The organism is Actinomadura xylanilytica, assembly GCF_030283145.1.
Classification (GTDB): Bacteria; Actinomycetota; Actinomycetes; order Streptosporangiales; family Streptosporangiaceae; genus Spirillospora; species Spirillospora xylanilytica.
Genome location: NZ_JASNWE010000001.1, coordinates 2,310,760 through 2,328,384 on the forward strand (window position 1 = coordinate 2,310,760; position 17,625 = coordinate 2,328,384).

General features: G+C 74.4%; 15 protein-coding genes. 11 read left to right on the plus strand and 4 right to left on the minus strand.

The features are described from left to right. Positions 1 to 45 precede the first annotated feature (45 nt). The 3 genes from QP090_RS10675 (at position 46) to QP090_RS10685 (ending at position 3,529) form a co-directional block, all read left to right on the plus strand. On the plus strand, positions 46 to 471 hold the full coding sequence (locus QP090_RS10675; protein ID WP_285938452.1) for an SSI family serine proteinase inhibitor: 426 nt from the start codon (positions 46 to 48) through the stop codon (positions 469 to 471). 259 nt (positions 472 to 730) lie between these two features. Continuing rightward, positions 731 to 1,459, plus strand: coding sequence for an ANTAR domain-containing response regulator (locus tag QP090_RS10680; RefSeq protein WP_285938453.1), 729 nt, complete (start codon positions 731 to 733; stop codon positions 1,457 to 1,459). Between the two features lie 132 nt (positions 1,460 to 1,591). Next, complete coding sequence (locus QP090_RS10685) at positions 1,592 to 3,529, plus strand: SpoIIE family protein phosphatase (RefSeq protein ID WP_285938454.1); 1,938 nt, start codon at positions 1,592 to 1,594, stop codon at positions 3,527 to 3,529. A 107-nt stretch (positions 3,530 to 3,636) separates the two neighbouring features. Here the strand turns inward: QP090_RS10685 and proS are convergent, their stop codons facing one another. Next, a complete protein-coding gene (gene proS, locus QP090_RS10690) occupies positions 3,637 to 5,085 on the minus strand; it encodes a proline--tRNA ligase (RefSeq protein WP_285938455.1) in 1,449 nt (482 codons plus the stop codon). A 72-nt stretch (positions 5,086 to 5,157) separates the two neighbouring features. Between proS and QP090_RS10695 the strand changes: the two genes are divergently transcribed. After that, the gene (locus tag QP090_RS10695; RefSeq protein ID WP_285938456.1) at positions 5,158 to 6,864 is read left to right on the plus strand and encodes a proline--tRNA ligase; all 1,707 of its coding nucleotides are present in this window, start codon (positions 5,158 to 5,160) and stop codon (positions 6,862 to 6,864) included. A 22-nt stretch (positions 6,865 to 6,886) separates the two neighbouring features. On the opposite strand, the gene QP090_RS10700 is transcribed toward QP090_RS10695, so the two are convergent. Next, positions 6,887 to 8,899 (minus strand): WD40 repeat domain-containing protein, encoded by a 2,013-nt coding sequence (locus QP090_RS10700; protein ID WP_285938457.1) that lies wholly within the window; start codon positions 8,897 to 8,899, stop codon positions 6,887 to 6,889. A gap of 111 nt (positions 8,900 to 9,010) precedes the next feature. Between QP090_RS10700 and QP090_RS10705 the strand changes: the two genes are divergently transcribed. After that, positions 9,011 to 10,654 (plus strand): ABC-F family ATP-binding cassette domain-containing protein, encoded by a 1,644-nt coding sequence (locus QP090_RS10705; RefSeq protein ID WP_285938458.1) that lies wholly within the window; start codon positions 9,011 to 9,013, stop codon positions 10,652 to 10,654. Positions 10,655 to 10,676: 22 nt separating this feature from the next. On the opposite strand, the gene QP090_RS37630 is transcribed toward QP090_RS10705, so the two are convergent. Then, entirely contained in the window at positions 10,677 to 11,339 is a 663-nt protein-coding gene (locus QP090_RS37630; protein WP_432763020.1) for a DUF3761 domain-containing protein, read from the minus strand. Here QP090_RS37630 and QP090_RS10710 point away from each other — a divergent pair. Genes QP090_RS10710 through QP090_RS10735 form a run of 6 tightly spaced genes read left to right on the plus strand, consistent with a single transcriptional unit; the run spans position 11,305 to position 16,614 of the window. Beyond that, a complete protein-coding gene (locus QP090_RS10710) occupies positions 11,305 to 12,273 on the plus strand; it encodes an NAD-dependent epimerase/dehydratase family protein (RefSeq protein ID WP_285938460.1) in 969 nt (322 codons plus the stop codon). The genes QP090_RS37630 and QP090_RS10710 overlap by 35 nt on opposite strands. Then, positions 12,270 to 13,493: a glycosyltransferase family 4 protein gene (locus tag QP090_RS10715; protein ID WP_285938461.1), complete on the plus strand. Its 1,224-nt coding sequence runs from the start codon at positions 12,270 to 12,272 to the stop codon at positions 13,491 to 13,493. Before QP090_RS10710 ends, QP090_RS10715 begins: the two co-directional genes overlap by 4 nt. Positions 13,494 to 13,515: 22 nt before the next feature. Further along, positions 13,516 to 14,247 carry a hypothetical protein gene (locus QP090_RS10720; protein ID WP_285938462.1) on the plus strand — a complete coding sequence of 244 codons (732 nt, stop codon included), beginning with the start codon at positions 13,516 to 13,518 and terminating at the stop codon, positions 14,245 to 14,247. Beyond that, a complete protein-coding gene (locus QP090_RS10725; RefSeq protein WP_285938463.1) occupies positions 14,244 to 14,600 on the plus strand; it encodes a hypothetical protein in 357 nt (118 codons plus the stop codon). The genes QP090_RS10720 and QP090_RS10725 overlap by 4 nt, the downstream gene beginning before the upstream one ends. Continuing rightward, on the plus strand, positions 14,600 to 15,724 hold the full coding sequence (locus QP090_RS10730) for a glycosyltransferase family 4 protein (protein ID WP_285938465.1): 1,125 nt from the start codon (positions 14,600 to 14,602) through the stop codon (positions 15,722 to 15,724). Before QP090_RS10725 ends, QP090_RS10730 begins: the two co-directional genes overlap by 1 nt. Beyond that, positions 15,721 to 16,614: a hypothetical protein gene (locus tag QP090_RS10735; RefSeq protein ID WP_285938466.1), complete on the plus strand. Its 894-nt coding sequence runs from the start codon at positions 15,721 to 15,723 to the stop codon at positions 16,612 to 16,614. Before QP090_RS10730 ends, QP090_RS10735 begins: the two co-directional genes overlap by 4 nt. On the opposite strand, the gene QP090_RS10740 is transcribed toward QP090_RS10735, so the two are convergent. After that, entirely contained in the window at positions 16,594 to 17,508 is a 915-nt protein-coding gene (locus tag QP090_RS10740) for a VanW family protein (RefSeq protein WP_285938468.1), read from the minus strand. The genes QP090_RS10735 and QP090_RS10740 overlap by 21 nt on opposite strands. Positions 17,509 to 17,625 lie beyond the last annotated feature (117 nt).

Sequence of the window (17,625 nt, forward strand, 5' to 3'; positions counted from 1 at the left end):
GTGGATACATTGAGCGATGATCCGTACCGATCATCGGGAGTATCGATGCCGCACCTCGTCGCCACCGCCCTCGCCGGCGCCGCACTCGCCCTGCTGCCCGCCGTCCCCGCGGGGGCCGCGACCCGGCCGGCCACCGCGCCCGCGGCCGTCGGGCGGCTACCCGCGGCGGGCACCTCGCTGCGCCTCACGCTGACCTACCCCGGCGCCGCCGCGTCCGGTACGCGGAGCGTCACGCTGTCGTGCGACCCGCCTGGAGGGAGCCATCCCGAGGCGGCGCGGGCGTGCGCGCAACTGAGCCGTTCCGGTGGGAAGTTCACCCGCGAGCCGGCCGACATCGCCTGCACGACGATCTACTCACCGGTCGTCGCCAAGGCCGACGGCCTATGGCGCGGGCGCCCGGCACGGTTCCGCGCCGAGTACGCCAACGACTGCGCGCTGCACGCGAGCACCGGTGCCATCTTCGCCTTCTGAACGGGCACTATGCGCAAACCCGCATAGGCCCGCTCACTGTGGGTAGAGCGCGCCTAGGCCACGACGAACGGTGAGGTGGGGCGCATGGCCGAGATCAGCAAGGCCCCGCCCAACAACTGAGGCGGCCATGGGGCGGCGAGAAGGACGCGATCGGATCCCGGGATGCCGGGCGCCAGGCGCGCACGCGTGCGCGGACGGTACGGCGGACCGTCCCCCAAGCGCGTACGTCGAGCGCGCCGCGCAGGATACCTTCGGTGGCGTGCCGCCCGTCGAAGCCGTCCTGACCGACCAGCTCGCCCTGGAGATCGCCCGTCTCGGGCTCGTCGGGGAATCCTCCGACGCGGGCACCCTGCACCGCGTCACCGAGCTGGCCTCCCGCACCGTTCCCGGCTGCGCGGGCGCGTCCGGGATCCGGTGGGCGCTGCCCGCCGGGGGCGACGACCGTCCCGAGCCGCTCGCCACCGCGTCCAGCCACCCCGACCTCGCCGAGCTGGTCGACCGGCAGCTCGCCCGCGGGGAGGGCCCGGTCTTCGACGTGGTCGGCAGCCGGCAGCCGGTCCACTCCGGCGACATCCTCGCCGAGACCCGCTGGCCCAAGGCGATGGCCGAGATGCTCCGCCGGGGGGTGCGCTGCTTCACCACCTCCCCGCACCTGAACCCGCCAGTCCTGGTGACGCTGACGCTGTACGGCGTGACGCCGCGGGCGCTCGACCCGAAGCAGAACGCCCTGGCGGCGCTGCTGGTGGCCCAGGGCAGCGCCGCGGTGTCGAACTCCTTGCAGTACGACACCGTGCACCGCACCGCCGTCCAGCTCCAGGAGGCGGTCGAGGCGAGGGCGCTGGTCGACCAGGCCAAGGGCATCCTGATGCACGCGCTCGGCTGCGACGCCGACGAGGCCTTCGCGGAGATGCGCAAAATCTCCCAGACCCGGCATGTGAAGCTCACCGCGCTGGCCCAGCGCATCATCGGTGACCAGGGACTGTCTTAGGTCACGAACCAGGCCGTCGGCTCCGATCAGGGCATAAGCTTCGCACGGCGGTCCTGGTGACCGCGGGACTGCTAGATCCGGGCGCCACCGGGTCTGGTCTCACCCGTGCCCCCCGGACCACAGGGAGTCTGGATGCCCGATCAGCCGGATCAGCTTGAACCCGAGACCGTCATGCGGGAGATCGCCGACCTGGAGGGCAGGATCGGCGAGCTGCGCCAGGCGGCCGGGATGCCCGATCCCGACTTGCGGGCGACCCTGGACGCGGCGCTGGTCGAGCTGGAGCTCACCCTGACGGCGCTGCGCACCATGGGCAACGACCACACCGCCTCGGCGGGCCTGTCGGCGACGGCCGAGTCCGAGCGGCGGGTGCTGCGCACCGTCTTCCAGGACGCGCCCGTCCCGCTGTTCCTGCTCGACCGCGACGCCGGCGTGCGGCGGGTCAACAAGCAGGCCGCGGCGCTGCTCGGCACCTCCCCCGGGTACGTGTCGGGCAAGCAGTTCACCGCGTTCTGCGACCTGGCGACGCGGGCGGCGCTCCGGTCCCAGCTCGCCGCGGTCGTCCGGACCGGGCGGCGGCGCCGCGCGCAGGTCCGGTTCCTCGGCCGCGACCACCCGATCGACGCGGTGGTGACGCTGGCGCGGGTGTGGATCCGCGGCGAGCCCGACCCGATGGTCGTCGCCGCGGCCGGGTCCACCGACACCCCGACCGAGGAGCCACCGGCCCGGCGCGGCGACGCGCCGTCCCCGGGTGACGACGAGGCGGTGGCGACGATCGTGCACCGGATGGACGTGCTCGCGACCGCCAGCGAGCTGCTGCTCGACGAGCCGGTGCTGAACGAGACCGTGGCGATGCGGCGCTGCGCCCGGCTGCTGGCCGCCGAGCTGGCCGACTGGGCGTTCATCGACCTGGCCCCGGGCCCGGCCCCGCTCGGGCAGCCCGTCCAGCCGGGCGGGACCGGTCCCGCCGCGCTGCGCCGGCAGGTGGTGATCGGCCCCGAGGGCGAGCACGCGCACGAGGCGGCCCGGACGCTGGAGGACCTGGTCTCGGACCGGGACACGCTGCCGTACACCGTCTACGCGAGCCGGCAGAGCGCGCTGCGCCCGCACGTCGAGGACCTCGACCTGCTCGGCCGGTTCCCGGACGGGCAGCCGGTACTGGCGCGGATCGGCGCGACGTCGGTGCTGTGCGTCCCGGTGGAGGACGGCGACCGCTGCATCGGCGCGATCACCCTGGCCGGGAGCGGCGAGCAGGGCCCGTTCGACCTGACCGACCTCGCGGTCGTCCAACGGCTGGGCCGGTACCTGGCGCTGGTCATCCGGGCGTCCCGGCTCTACCGGCGGCGCGCCGAGGTCGCCGACACGCTCCAGGCCAGCCTGCTGCCCAAGGAGCTGCCGTCGATCCCCGGGCTCGCGCTGGCCGCGCGGTACATGACCGCGACGCACGGCGCCGAGGTCGGCGGCGACTTCTACGACGTGTTCCGCACCCGGGACGGATGGGGGCTGGTGCTCGGCGACGTGTGCGGCAAGGGCGAGGACGCCGCCGCGGTCACCGCCACCGCCCGGCACTGCGTGCGGCTGGCCTCGCGCTGGAAGTCGCGTCCCCGCGAGGTGCTGGGCATGGTCAACGAGACGCTGCTGGACGAGGACCGCTTCGTCACCGCCGTGCTGGCCGGGCTGGAGCCGGACGCCGACGGGATCACGGTCTCGCTCGGCACCGCGGGGCACCCGCCGGCGATCGTGGTCCGCGCCGACGGGGTGATCCGCACCGCGTCCCGCGGCGGCGTCCCGCTCGGGCTCTTCGACGACTTCGAGGCCGGGCACGACACGCTCGCCCTCAGTGTCGGCGACACGCTGTTCCTGCACTCGGACGGGGTGCTGGACGCCTGCGACATGGCACGGCACCAGTTCGGGCAGGAGCGGCTACTGGAGTCGCTGGCGGCGCACGCCGGCGACTCGGTGGAGGACATGCTCGGCGCGGTCGAGCGGACGCTGCTGGAGTTCTGCGACGGCGACCTGCGCGACGACGTGTCGATGCTCGCGCTGCGCGTGCTGCCCAAGTCGCTCACCTGACGCCCGTTCACGCGGCCACGGCCACGGCCGCCGGCACCGGTGACGGTGGTGGCGGCCGGGGCGGAGACGTGCCCAGGTGGAGACGTGCTCCAGTCGCGGGACGTGCTCTAGTACGCCTTGCCGAAGATGACGCGCTTGCCGTAGGCGGACGGCTCGCCGCACTTCACGCAGGCGCCAGTCTCCTCGGGCGCCTCGGCCGGGATGACGCGCGGGGTGGCCGCGGTGTCGGCCTTGATCTCGTCTTCGCAGTCGGTCCGGCCGCAGTGGAACGAGCGGGCCCAGCCGGTGCCGACCTGCTCGGCGAACGCCTCCCAGGTGTCCGCCGTCGCCGTGTGCTCCTCGCGGAACGTCTCGGCGCGGGCCAGCAGGAACGACTGGAAGTCGGCGAGGATGCCGGGCAGCAGCTCGGGCACCTTCTCCAGCGGGATCTGCTCCTTGCCCTGCCCCTCGGCGGTCGGCAGCCGCCGGACCAGGGTGGCGACGCCGGCCTCGATGTCGCGCTTGCCGAGCTCGATGCGGACCGGGACGCCGCGCATCTCCCACTCGTTGAACTTGAAGCCCGGGGAGAGCTGCGGCCGGTTGTCGTCGACGTGCACCCGGATGCCCATCGACTTGATCGCCGCGCCGAGCTTGCGCGCCTCGGCGGCGGCCTGCTCGCCCTGCTCCTTGCGTCCGATCGGAACGATCACCACCTGGTGCGGGGCCATCCGCGGCGGCAGCACCAGGCCCTTGTCGTCGCCGTGCGTCATGATGACGGCGCCGATCATGCGGGTGGTCATGCCCCAGGAGGTGGTGTGGGCGAGGGTGAGCTCGCCGCCCTCGTCCTGGTACTTGATCTCGAACGCCTTGGCGAAGTTGGTGCCGAGGTAGTGCGAGGTGCCGCACTGGAGGGCGCGGCCGTCGCGCATCATGCCCTCGATCGTGTACGTGCGGACCGCGCCGGCGAACCGCTCGCCGGGGGTCTTCTCGCCCGCCACCACCGGGATCGCGGCCAGGTCGCGGGACACCGCCGCGTAGGCGTCCAGCGCCCAGCGCGTCTCGCGCATCGCGTCGTCCTCGCCGGCGTGGGCGGTGTGGCCCTCCTGCCAGAGGAACTCGGTGGTGCGCAGGAACATCCGGGGCCGCATCTCCCAGCGGACCACGTTGGTCCACTGGTTGAGCAGCAGCGGCAGGTCGCGGTGCGAGTCGATCCACTTGGCCATGTACTCGCCGATGACGGTCTCGGAGGTGGGCCGCACGACCAGCGGCTCCTCCAGCTCCTTGCCGCCCGCGATGGTCACCACGGCCAGCTCCGGGGAGAACCCCTCGACGTGCTCGGCCTCGCGCTTGAAGTAGGACTCCGGGATGAACATCGGGAAGGACACGTTGTCGTGCCCGGCATCCTTGATCCGCCGGTCCAGGTCGGCCTGGAGCAGCTCCCACACGCGGTAGCCGTACGGTCGGATGACCATCGTGCCGCGCACCGGGCCACGGTCGACGAGCTGCGCCCTGACGACCAGCTCGTTGTACCAGGCGGAGAAATCCTCGCTCTGCGGCGTCACACCTTCTCGACTCACGTTGACGAGGGTACTAACAGCGACACCCCGGTCAGCACCGGTTCATCGTTCCGGCCGGTGTAAGGTCCGCCAATGCGCTGGTCCCAGATGTTCGTGCCCACCCTGCGTGACGATCCGGCCGAGGCCGACGCCGCCAGCCACCGGCTGCTGCTGCGCGCGGGATACATCCGCCAGCTCACGGCGGGCCACTACTCGATGCTGCCGCTGGCGGTACGGGTCCGGGCGAAGGTGATCGGCATCGTCCGCGCGGAGATGGACGCGATCGGCGCGCAGGAGATGCTGCTCCCCGAGATGCACCCGGCCGAGCCGTGGCGGAAGTCGGGCCGCTGGGACCAGATGGGCCAGGAGATGTTCCGGCTGCGGGACCGGCGGGGCGCCGACATGGCGCTCGGCATGACCCACGAGGAGATCTTCGCGACGGTCGCGCAGGAGCTCGGCTCGTACAAGCGGCTGCCGCAGCAGTGGTACCAGTTCCAGACCAAGTTCCGCGACGAGCCGCGTCCCAAGGGCGGGCTCATGCGCACGCGCGAGTTCACGATGAAGGACGCCTACAGCTTCGACATCGACCAGGCGGGCCTGGACGCCTCGTTCCAGACCTACCACGGCGCCTACACGCGGATCTTCGAGCGGCTCGGGCTGCCGGCCCTGGCGGTGGACGCGTCCAGCGGCATGATGGGCGGGGCCGGGTCGACCGAGTTCATGTGCCCCGCCGAGATCGGCGAGGACCTCGTCGTGCACTCCCCCGCCTGCGGATACGCGGCCAACATCGAGCGCGCCACGTCCCGGCTGGCCGAGGCCGAGGTCGCGGGCGAGGCCGGGCCGGCCGCGCCCGAGCCGTTCGGCACGCCCGGGGTGCGGACCATCGAGGACCTCGCCACCGGGTACGCGGCGCCGGCCGACCGGCAGATCAAGACCCTGGTGTACGTCCTGGACGGCGCGCTCACCCTGATCCTGCTGCGCGGCGACCATCCGCTGAACGAGCAGAAGCTGGTCGACGCGACCGGCGCCGCGGACCTGCGGGCCGCGACGGCCGAGGAGATCCGCGACGCGCTCGGCGCGCTGCCGGGCAGCCTCGGCGCGGTCGGCGTCACCGCGCTCCCGGTGATCGCCGACGAGGCGCTGCGGGGCCGCCGGTCGATGTTCACCGGCGCCAACGTCGACGGGACGCACCTGCGCGGCGTGGACGTCGAACGCGACATCGCCGTCGGGACCTGGGCCGACCTGCGCGAGGTCGCGGCCGGGGAGCCGTGCGTGCGCTGCGGCGAGCCCCTCCAGGTCGAGCGGGCGATCGAGGTCGGGCACATCTTCAAGCTCGGCGACAAGTACGCGCGGGCGCTCGGCGCCGAGGTGCTCGACCCGGACGGCAAGCTCGTCCCGCTGGTGATGGGCAGCTACGGCATCGGGATCGAGCGGGCGATGGCGACGATCGTGGAGATCCACCACGACGAGCGCGGGATCGTGTGGCCGGTCGCGGTCGCGCCGTTCCACGTGGCGGTCGTGCTCGCCCAGTCCGACGACGGGGCGGTCACGGCCGCGGGCGAGGAGATCTACGCCGCGCTCGGCGCCGCGGGCGTCGAGGTGATCATCGACGATCGGGCCGAGCGGGCCGGGGTGAAGTTCCGCGACGTGGAGCTGACCGGCATCCCGTACCGCGTCACGGTCGGACGGCGCGGGCTGGCGGACGGCGTCGCGGAGGTCACCGCCCGGTCCACCGGGGAGACCGTCAAGATCGCGCTCGACGAGGTCGTCCCGCACGTGCGGGGCCTGCTCGGGCTGTAGCCGGGCCCAGGCGGCGCCGGGGTCACCGGATGGGGTCGACGTGCCGGCTCGCCAGGCTGTCGGAGACGAGTTCGGCGAGACGGACCTCGTAGGGCGGGAACGCGCGGGCCTCGCCGTCCTCCCCCTGGTCGCCTGCCTGGTCGCCGTGCTCGCGCCGGATCGCGGTGAGCGCGGGCCCGACCTCGGGGGCGGCGGCGAGCGCCTCGGCGGGCATCCCGGCGAGCACGTCGAGCAGGATGGTGTAGTCCCAGGCGTCCTCGTCGCCCGGGTCGGCCTCGGCACGCCGTCGGATCTCGGCGGCGATCACGTCGGCGGTCTCCGGGAGGCCGATCGCCCGGAGGGTGAGCTTCGCCTGGTGGCGGGTGTCGCGGTAGATCTCCTCGTCCTCCAGCACGTCCAGCAGGGTCGGCGTGACCGGTGCCGCGGCCGGGCCGACCCAGGCGAGGGCGCTCATCAGGTCGTACTTGGTCGACTCGTCGCGGAACCAGTGTCCTGTGTCGTCCTGCGCCGGGAAAGGGAAAGCGCGCAGGGCGTCGTGCAGGGCGGGCACCACCGCGGCGCCTCGTTCGGCCAAGGCCGCCGTGGTCAGCCGGCTGAGGAAATTGCCGAGGGCGGGGAGGCTCGCTATGAGCGCCTCCGTCGTCGGCGCGGTCTCGCCGGTGAAGTGGGCCAGCAGCCTTCCACCTCCTTCGGGACCGTGCCGGTTGAACATCTGGCTGAGTCTCATGGTGGCCGTGTCCCTCTCGACCTCCGCCAGGGCGATCGCGGCCGTCTCCCTGATGTGCCGCTCCTCGGCGACGACGACCAGTTCGCTGAGAGCGTCGACCGCCCGCGTCCGCAGCGACCGGTCGACGAGCCCTTCCACGCCGCCCGGCGTCCCCAGCACGCGTGCCGCGCGGGCGGCGGCCCGGGCGTCGGAGCGGTGGCCGCGGACGTCGTCGATGAGCGTCTCCGCGTCCAGGGCCTCGGTGGGCCCGGACGAGCTGCCGGTGCGCAGCGGGACGAGCGCGCCCTCCAGAAGGTGCACCTGGCCGCCGGCGCCGCCGATGAGCCAGTGCCGTCCGTCCGGCGTTCCGGTGGCGGCAGTGAGCGCCCACGGGTCCTCGTGGCCGTACGGCACGGCGGGACGGTACCGGGGCGCGGGGGCGAAACGGGCGACGGGTCCGCGGCCGTGCAGGCGCCACAGCGCGGCCGTCCCGTCCTCGGACGCGGAGAGCACCAGGTCGGTGCGCGGGGCGAGGGCCAGGGCCCGGATCCGTCCGGTGTGCGCGCGGGCGACGCGTCCCAGGCGATGCCCGGTGCACGCGTCCCACCAGGTCAGCGAGCCGTCCCGGTCGCCGAGGACCACCAGCGGCGCGTCCGGGTGCGCCGCGATCGCCGTCGGCCGCCCGTCCGGGACGAACGAGGCGACGGGCGCGCCGGTCTCGGCGTCGAGGACGGCCACGCGGCCGTGGCGCGGCGACACCACCAGCCGTCCCCGGTCGCAGCAGCGCATCAGCCGCTGGCCGGACGGCTCCCGCTCCCGGAACGTCCACACCTGTTCGGGGTCGGACCACCGGTCGAGCGGCGGCATCCGCCACGCCCCGACCTCGCCGTCGTCGCCGCCCGTGATGATCAGGCCCGTCCCGGAGAGCGCCAGCGCGTCGAGTCTGCCGAACCGCTGGAACCGGCCGTGCTGGGAGCCGTCCAGGCTCCACCAGCGCAGGTCGCCGTCCTGCACGACCATGACGGACCGCCCGCCGTGCCCGAGGACCGGCGACCGCGAGCCGGGCTCGTGGCTGATCCGCCGCCCTTCGAGGCCGTCGCCGCGCAGCGTCCAGCGGGCGGCGCCGCCACCGGTGGTGATCAGGCTCGTCCCGGCGAGGACGGCACCGGCGACCGGCTCGTCGCCGAAGCCGCCGACAGACGCGTGGAGCCGTCCCCCGGGCGGGTCCCAGAACCGGACCTCCCCGGACCGCGAGCCGGTCGCGCCGAGCCGTCCGTCCGGGGAGATCGCCACCGCCGTGACGGGATCGCCATGATCGTCAGAACGCATGCGCAGAGTGAAGCAGCCGTATCCTCGGTTGTCGCCTGAAAATGCGTTTGACGGGGTCGGCGGGCCTTCTGGAGACTCGAAGGCCGGACGGCGGTCGGCAAGGAGGAACCGGTGGGGCACGTTGAGGCGGGGCACGTCAGCCATACGCTCCCTGACGGGCGGGTGCTGCTCGACGACGTCTCGTTCCGCGTGGGCGAGGGGGTCACCGCCGCGCTGGTGGGCCCGAACGGCGCCGGGAAGACCACCCTCCTGCGCCTGGTCGCCGGTGATCTCACCCCGCAGGACGGCACGGTCGCGCACAGCGGCGGGCTCGGCGTGATGCGGCAGTTCGTCGGGAACGTGCGGGACGCCTCGTCCGTCCACGACCTGCTCCTGACCACCGCTGCGCCCCAGGTGCGGGAGGCCGCGGCCGTCCTGGACGCCGCCGAGCTGGCCATGATGGAGCGCGACGACGAGCCGGCCCAGATGCGGTACGCCAACGCGCTCACCGGGTGGGGCGACGCGGGCGGCTACGACGCCGAGGTGCTGTGGGACGCGTGCTGCGTGGCGGCGCTCGGCGTCCCCTACGACAAGTGCCGCTACCGCGACGCCGGGACGCTGTCGGGCGGCGAGCAGAAGCGGCTCGTCCTGGAGGCGCTGCTCCGCGGCCCCGACGAGGTCCTGCTGCTCGACGAGCCCGACAACTACCTCGACGTGCCCGGCAAGCTGTGGCTGGAGGAGCGGCTCCGCGAGACGTCCAAGACCGTCCTGCTGGTCTCGCACGACCGCGAGCTGCTCGACCGGGCCGCCGACCGCATCGTCACGGTCGAGGCGGGCCGGGCGTGGATCCACGGCGGCCGGTTCGCCACCTACGCCGAGGCCCGCCAGGACCGCAACGAGCGGCTGGAGGAGCTGCGCCGCCGCTGGGACGAGGAGCACGCCAAACTCAGGCAGCTCGTCATGATGCTCAAGAACAAGGCCACCTTCAACGACGGGCTGGCCTCCCGCTACCAGGCGGCGCAGACCCGGCTGCGCAAGTTCGAGGAGGCGGGGCCGCCGGAGGTCCCGCCGCGCGACCAGAGCATCAAGATGCGGCTGCGCGGCGGCCGGACGGGCAAGCGCGCGGTGGTCTGCGAGGGGCTGGAGCTCACCGGCCTGATGAGGCCGTTCGACACCGAGGTCTGGTACGGCGAGCGCGTCGCGGTGCTCGGCTCCAACGGCTCGGGCAAGTCGCACTTCCTGCGCCTGCTGGCCGGCGTCGCCGAGACCCTCCCGCGCGGCGCGACCCCGGTCGAGCCGGTCGCGCACACCGGCGTGGGCCGCCTGGGCGCGCGCGTCGTCCCGGGCCTGTTCGCGCAGACCCACGCCCGTCCCGACCTGGCCGGACGGACGCCGTGCGAGATCGTGATGACCGAGCACGCACGGCTCCAGAACGCCGCGATGAACGCCCTGGCCCGCTACGAGCTCCAGCTCTGCGCCGAGCAGCCCTTCGAGACCCTGTCGGGCGGCCAGCAGGCCCGGTTGCAGATCCTCCTGCTGGAGCTGGGCGGCGCCACCCTCCTCCTCCTGGACGAGCCCACCGACAACCTCGACCTGGCCAGCGCCGAGGCCCTCCAGGAGGGGCTGGAGTACTACGAGGGCACCGTCCTGGCGGTGACACACGACCGCTGGTTCGCCCGCTCCTTCGACCGCTTCCTGGTCTTCGGCGCCGACGGCTCGGTCTACGAGTCCCCCGACCCCGTCTGGGACGAGACCCGCGTCACCCGCCCCCGCTGACCGCTTCGGGTCGCGCCGTCGGTCAGGACGGGACGGAGCGGAGCCAGCGGGCTACGCCGCCGTGGTGGCTGCACGTTCCTCGGCGGTGCGCCGAATAGGAGATGTTGCCGTCACGGCAGACCGCCGTCGCGCCGGCCGGGTAAGCGGGCTTCACCTTCTTGGGCGTCCTGGGCCGCGCTCTTGGGCGGCTCGGTTTCGGGGTCGGCCGGGTACGGGTCCGCGTCGGCGCCGGCCTCACGCGGGTGGGTGCGGGGGTGGCGGTCGGCGTGGACTCCGTCGGGGTCGGCGATTCGGCCGGGGGCTCCGTGGACGGGATGGACGACTCGGCCACGGGTTCGGAGGTCGGCGCCGCCGTCGGGGTGCCGGCACCGCATCCGGCCGCGGACAGCACGGTCGCCAGTGCGGCGACGAGTAGGGCGAGACGCTTGGGCAAGGGGGCCTCCCAGAATGTCGATGCACCGGGAAGACGCCGCGTCGCCTCCGGCGGATGGCGGCGGACCCGGTTGCGGCCAGTGGGGGACGCCGCTCTCCGGAAGGCGGTAGACGCGCGGTCGCCCGATCGGGCCCGGCGGTTGCCCCGGCGTCCGGCATCGGTCAGGCACCGACCCCCTGACCTGCCCGTTTTAGGTGATTTTGGGTAAGGTGCTCTGGTGCGCGTAGTGGTGACGGGGGCGGCCGGGTTCATCGGGGGGCAGGTGACCGATGCGCTCTCGCACGCCGGGCACGAGGTCCTCGCGGTCGACGCGCCGGGACGGGCACTGTGCCCGGACGCGGCGCGGCCGGGCTGGGCCCGGCTGGCCGGACGGCCCGGCGTCACCCGGATCGAGGCCGATCTGGCGCTGGACGATCTGGCCGGGCTGGTCGAGGCCGACGCGATCGTCCACCTGGCGGGACGTCCCGGCGTCCGCAGCTCGTGGGGGGCAGGGCGGGCCCTGGCCGAGCGCGACAACGTGACGGCGACGCGGCGCCTTCTGGAAGCGTGTGCCGGACGGCCCGCGCGGCTGCGGCCACGCGTGGTGGTCGCGTCCAGTTCCTCTGTGTACGGGTCCGCGGGGCTCCGTCCCAACCGGGAGGACGACGCGCTGGACCCCGCGAGCCCCTACGCGGTCAGCAAGGTCGAGGTGGAGCGGCTCACCCGGCAGGCCGCGCGGGACGGGCTGCGCACGGTGCTGCTGCGCTACTTCTCGGTGTACGGGCCCCGGCAGCGGCCCGACATGGCCTTCCACCGGTTCGTGGAGGCGGTGCTGGACGGGCGTCCGCTGCCGGTGTTCGGCGACGGGCGGCGGTCCCGGTCGTTCACGCACGTCGGGGACGTGGCGGCGGCGACCCTCGCGGCGGTCGCGGCGGAGCTGCCGCCCGGGATCGCGATCAACGTCGGGCATCCCGAGCCGGTGCGGGTGCGGGCGGCGATCGAACTGCTGACCGGCGTGCTGGGCGTCCCGGCGGAGATCCGCAGCGAGACGCCGGTCGCCGGGGACGCGACGCGGACCTGGGCCGATCCGGGACGGGCCGCGCGGCTCCTCGGCTGGACGGCGCAGACCGCACTGGCGGGCGGCCTCGCCGACCAGATCTCCTGGCACCGGGGACTGCGCGTCCACGAGGAGGTGCGGGCCGGATGAGGCCGCCGTTCCGGCACCGCGCCGCGTACGCGGCGTTCGACCGGTTCCCGTCGAGCAAGGGGTCGGCGGTGCACATCGCGCAGATGGCCGACGAGCTGTTCGACCGGTTCGGCGGCGGGCTGCTGGGCGTGCTCGGCGGCGGGCTGCCGCGCTACCAGTGGGAGGGCGGCCGGGAGATCGCCCGGTTCGACGCGCGGATCCCCAACCTGATCGACCGGGCCGAGGCGTTCTCGGGCTGGCTCGCCGGGCACCTGGCGCCGCACCTGGACACGCTGGAGGTCTGCCACGTCCGCGACCCGTGGAGCGCCCTGCCCGTGGTCACCGCGGAGGGGCGGCGGCACCGGGTGGTGTACGAGGTGAACGGGCTGCCGTCGATCGAGATGAGCCACACCTGGCCGTGGGCCGCGCCCGCGACGCTGGCGAAGATCCGCGAGCTGGAGCGGTTCTGCCTGGAGCGCAGCGACGCCGTGGTGGTGCCGTCCGCGGTGATCGGCGACGCGGTCCGGAGGCTGGGCGTGCCGGCCGGGCGGGTCCACCTGGTGCCGAACGGCGCGGATGTCGTCCCGCGGCCGGCCCGCCCGGCGGACGCGCCGGGCCGCTACCTGATCTACGTCGGCGCCTTCCAGCCCTGGCAGGGCCTGGACGTGCTGCTGCGCGCGTTCGCGCGGCTGGCCGACCTGGACGATCTGCGCCTGGTGATCTGCGCGTCGGTGCCGGAGCGGCGGGCCAAGCCGGTGCGGCGGATGGCCGAGCGGCTCGGCGTCGCCGAGCGGGTCGACTGGCGGTTCACGCTGCCGCATCACGAGGTCGCGGCGTGGCTGGCGCACGCGGAGGCGTCGGTGGCGCCGCTCACCGGCTGCGCCCGGAACCTGGACCAGGGCTGCGCGCCACTGAAGGTGATCGAGTCGATGGCGGCGGGCGTGCCGGTCGTCGCCTCGGACCTGCCGGTGGTGCGCGAGCTGATGGCGGGCGGCGAGCACGGACGGCTCGTCCCGGCCGACCGTCCGGCCGAGCTGGCCCGCGCCGTCCGGATCCTGCTGGAGTATCCGGACGAGGCCGCGGCCATGGGCGGACGGGCCCGGCGCCGCGTCCAGGACGGGCTGACCTGGACGCACTCGCGCGCCCGGCTCGCCGAGGTCTACCGTACGGTCGCGCCATCGCGGCCGGCGCCCACGTCGGAGGGCCGTCCCGCCGAAGACCACATGCCCGACCCGACCTGACCGATTGATGGTGTTCCGTCCAATGTTCTGGCGCAAGCAACGTGCGGCCATCGAAGGATTCCACCCCCTGCACCAATCGCTGATCTGGCATCGGAGCTTCTCGGTGTCGATGCGGCCGGCGGAGTGGGACGCGCTGATCCGGGGGCTGGCCCGGCACGAGTCGGTGGTGCGGCGCCGCAGGTGGCGGCTCCCCGCGCGCACCCGCACGGCGCTGGTGCCGCTGGTGCGGGTGCTGACCGAGGACATGCGCCCCGACGGCGTGCTGTCGGTCGCGCTGGACCTGCGCGGGCCGAAATTCCCGGAGAAGACCGGGCCCAGGCACGAGATGCCCGTCCAGCGGCCGGTGACGTCGATGAAGCAGTGGTTCGTCGTCGATCCCTGGCTGCGGCTGCGGGCCGAGCTGCGCGACGGCAGCGTGCTGGAGCTGGCGGTCACCGACCGGATCAGGTACCGCCGGATCCGCAAGCGCAACCCCCGCGGCAAGATCAAGGTCAAGTACAAGACCAAGAAGGTGCTGCGCGTGGACGCCACCCGCCGGTTGGCGAAGGCCGCCGCGGTGCGGCGGCCCGCGAGCCCGCCCCCGGGCTGGATCGTGGTCCGGGTCAAGGACGGCCCCCGGCCGGTGATCCGCGCAACCGCGAAGATCCCGGCCGCCGCCGACGAGCGCGCGCTGGTCGAGCCGATCCTGACCGTGTCGACCGAGCTGTTCCGGTGGACGCCGCCCGGAACCGGCGCGCAGAGGAGGACCGCGTGACCCGCTGCACCGTGACCACGGGCTTCTTCGTGCTGGGCCGCTGCGGACGGCCGTCCGTCGCGGCGTGCCCGCAGTGCGCCCGTCCCGTCTGCGACGAGCACGCGGCCGGACCCAACGGGCTCTGCCCCGAGTGCGCCGCCGCGCAGGGGTACGGGTCGCACGACGCGCACGACCCGGGATGGGCCGGGGGCTACCGGCGCCACTTCTACCAGAGCACCTCGTCCACCTATCAGGACCGCGCCTGGTACTCCTCGTTCGACTCCTACGACCGGGGCTCGTTCGAGCGGGGCGGCGACCACTCCTTCGCCGAGGGCGACTTCGACGACGACGACACCGGTTTCGTGGACAGCTGATGGCGCGGATCCTGTGGATCACCGAGCACTACCCGCCGGGCAAGGGCGGGATGGCCGAGTCCTGCGACCGCATCGTGCGCGGGCTGCGCGCGGCCAGGGCCGAGGTCGACGTCGCCCACCTGACCCGGCGGGCCCGGCCGTGGAAGGTCGAGCGCGAACACGGCGGCCGGCTGCTGACCGCACCCCTGGAGGACGATCCCGAGCACGCGCTGCGCCGGTTGTGGACCGCGCTGACCGCCGAGAACGCCGCATACACCCACGTGGTCGCGTTCGGCGGCACGCACTCGATGCTCGCCGCGCCCGTCCTGGCGGCGCTGCTGGAGGCGCCGCTGGTCACGCTGCTGCGCGGCAACGACATCGACGTCGGCGCGTTCTCGATGCGGCGCCGGGGCGTGCTGGCCGACGCGCTGCGCGCCTCCGCCCGGGTGTGCGTGGTCGCCCGCTCGCACGCGCCGCTGGTCAAGGCGCTGGCGCCGGACGCCGCGGTGACGTTCGTGGCCAACAGCGTCGACACCGCGCAGTGGCGCGTCCTGCCGTCCGAGCGGGAGCGGGGCGAGCGGTGGCGGGCCGCGAACGTCGCGGCGGGGCGCCGCACGATCGGGATCATCGGGCAGCTCAAGAGCAAGAAGGGCGTGGGGTTCCTGCTCGGCGCGCTGCACGCGTCCGGCCACGCCGGGGCGTTCCACCTGCTGCTCGTCGGCGAGGTCGAGGAGGCCGTGACCGGCTGGCTGGACGACCGGGCCGGCGAGGTGCCGCACTCGTTCCTGCCGTTCCTCGAACGGTACGACCTGCCGGCCGTGTACGCCTCGTGCGACCTGGTCGCGCTGCCCTCGTTCTACGACGGGATGCCCAACGTGGCGCTGGAGGCGGCGGCGCTCGGCGTCCCGCTGCTGGCCTCGGACGCCGGGGGCCTCGCGGACGTGGCGGGCGACGGGATCGGGTTCGCCTTCCCCGCGGGCGACGCGCACGCCTGCCGCGCCGCGATCGACCGCGCCGCGCGGGCGGACGGCGCCGAGCTCGCTCGGCTCGGCGCGGCGGGCGCGGCACGGGTCCGCGACCGGTTCACCCCGGCCGCCGAGACCGCCGGCTACCTGGCGGTCCTCGCGGAGGCGGCCGGTCGTTGATCGCCTGCTACGCGAGCGGCGGCGGGCTCGGCCACCTCACCCGGCTCCGCGCGTATCTGCACACCACCGGCCCGCACGAAGGGGCCACCCCGGTCACCGTCCTGACCCCGTCGCCGTTCGCGGCCGACCCCCGGGTGGCGGGCGGCTGGACGGTGCGCCGCGCGCCCGCCGGGCTGGACCGCGCCGGCCTGACCCGCTGGACGGCCGCGACGCTGGCGGAGACGGCACCGCGCGAGCTGATCATCGACGCGTTCCCGGCCGGGCTGCGCGGCGAGCTCACGGCCGGCTCCGTGCCGCCTGGGACGACCGTGACGCACCTGGCCCGGCTGCTGCGCTGGGACGCGTACTCGCGCCTCCTCCCCGCCGCCCCGCCGCGCCTGGACCGCACCCTCGTCCTCGAACCGCTGGCGGCGGAGCACGCCGCGTATCTGCGCGCGGCGTCCGGCTCGGTCACCGTCCTGGACGACCTCACCGACCCGCCCCCGGACTCCCCGGACGGTGGGCCGGGCGGCTGGCTGATCGTGCACGCCGGGCCGGACGCCGAGATCCTCGAACTCGCCGCCTACGCGCAGGACATGGCGGCGCTGGAAGGCGTCCGTCCGCGGCTGACACTGGTCGCCCCGCGCCGTCCCGCCGGGCTGCCCGGCGAGATCGCGCACCTGGACCGCTACCCGGCCTGGCCGCTCGCCGCGCGCGCCGAGCGGATCGTCACCGCGGCCGGGTTCAACGCCGTCCGGCAGTTCGCGCCGTGGCGGGACCGGCACCGGATGCTCCCGTTCCCGCGCAACCTGGACGACCAGTTCCGCCGCGCCGCGCGGGCGCGGTCACTGGACGGCGCGCTCAGCGGGGCGCGGGCGGAGGCGCGGGCGTCAGGCGCAGGTGACCTCTAGCTGAGGTTCGTACTCGGTGTGGAACCGCTGCCGCCTGATCTCGCGGCCCCCCAGCACCAGCACGCGCCACACGTCGATCTGGAAGCCCTGCCCGCCCCGCATCGGGACGCAGGCGTGGCCGCGGTCGGCCTCCGACCCGTACGCGGTCAGGCCGTAGCGCCGCGACGACCGGGAGCGGACCTCGTAGCGCCGCGTCCCCCAGAGCGCGACGGTGAGCGCCGTGCCGGTGAACTCGGTCGTGACCATCACCGGCCGGCCGGTGTCGTTGCGCCAGGTGAAGTCGAGGTCGGGGAACGCCACCGCCGCCTCCCGGCCCTGCGGGTACTCGGGCATCCACAGGGTGTGCGCGCGGGCGTCGCGGATGTCGAGGCCGGCGTCGAAGACCGCGTTGAACAGCGTGGTGGAGACCTGGCAGATGCCGCCGCCCACGTCGTCCACCAGCCGCCGGCCGATGATCGTCGGGGCCGGCACGTAGCCGCGCCGCTTGGTCCGCGCCCCGATGGCGCGGTTGAACGAGAACGTGCTGCCCGGCGAGGCGACCTGCCCGTTCAGGGCCCGCGCGGCGAGCTCGATGTTGCGCACCCGCGGCTCGCCCGCGGTGTAGCGGGTGGTGTAGGCGCTGATCCGGCCGGTGATGCCGAGGGCCCGCATCTGCGGCGTGACCGCCGCGGCGGCGCCGCCCGCCCGCCGCGCGTCGAACCGCGGCTCGGTCCGCCGCTCGGCCGCCGACGCCCCGGTCTCGCGCGGCACCATCAGGTACGCCCCGAGCAGGACGGCCGTCACACCGAGGGATCCGACCACGAACGGCCACCAGCGGCGCGCGCACTCGACCAGTCCGGGCTGGCCGTCGCGGCGGTCGTACCGAGCGCACTGGGCTGGACGGCCTCGCCCCACGGACCACACCCCCAAGATCGGCCATCGCTCCCGGCGGGCGCGGTGCGGTCCCGTCTGGCTCGGGGACCCGCGCGTCCGGGACTGCGAAGCCGATCCTTACAGGGGTGGGGGGCCGGG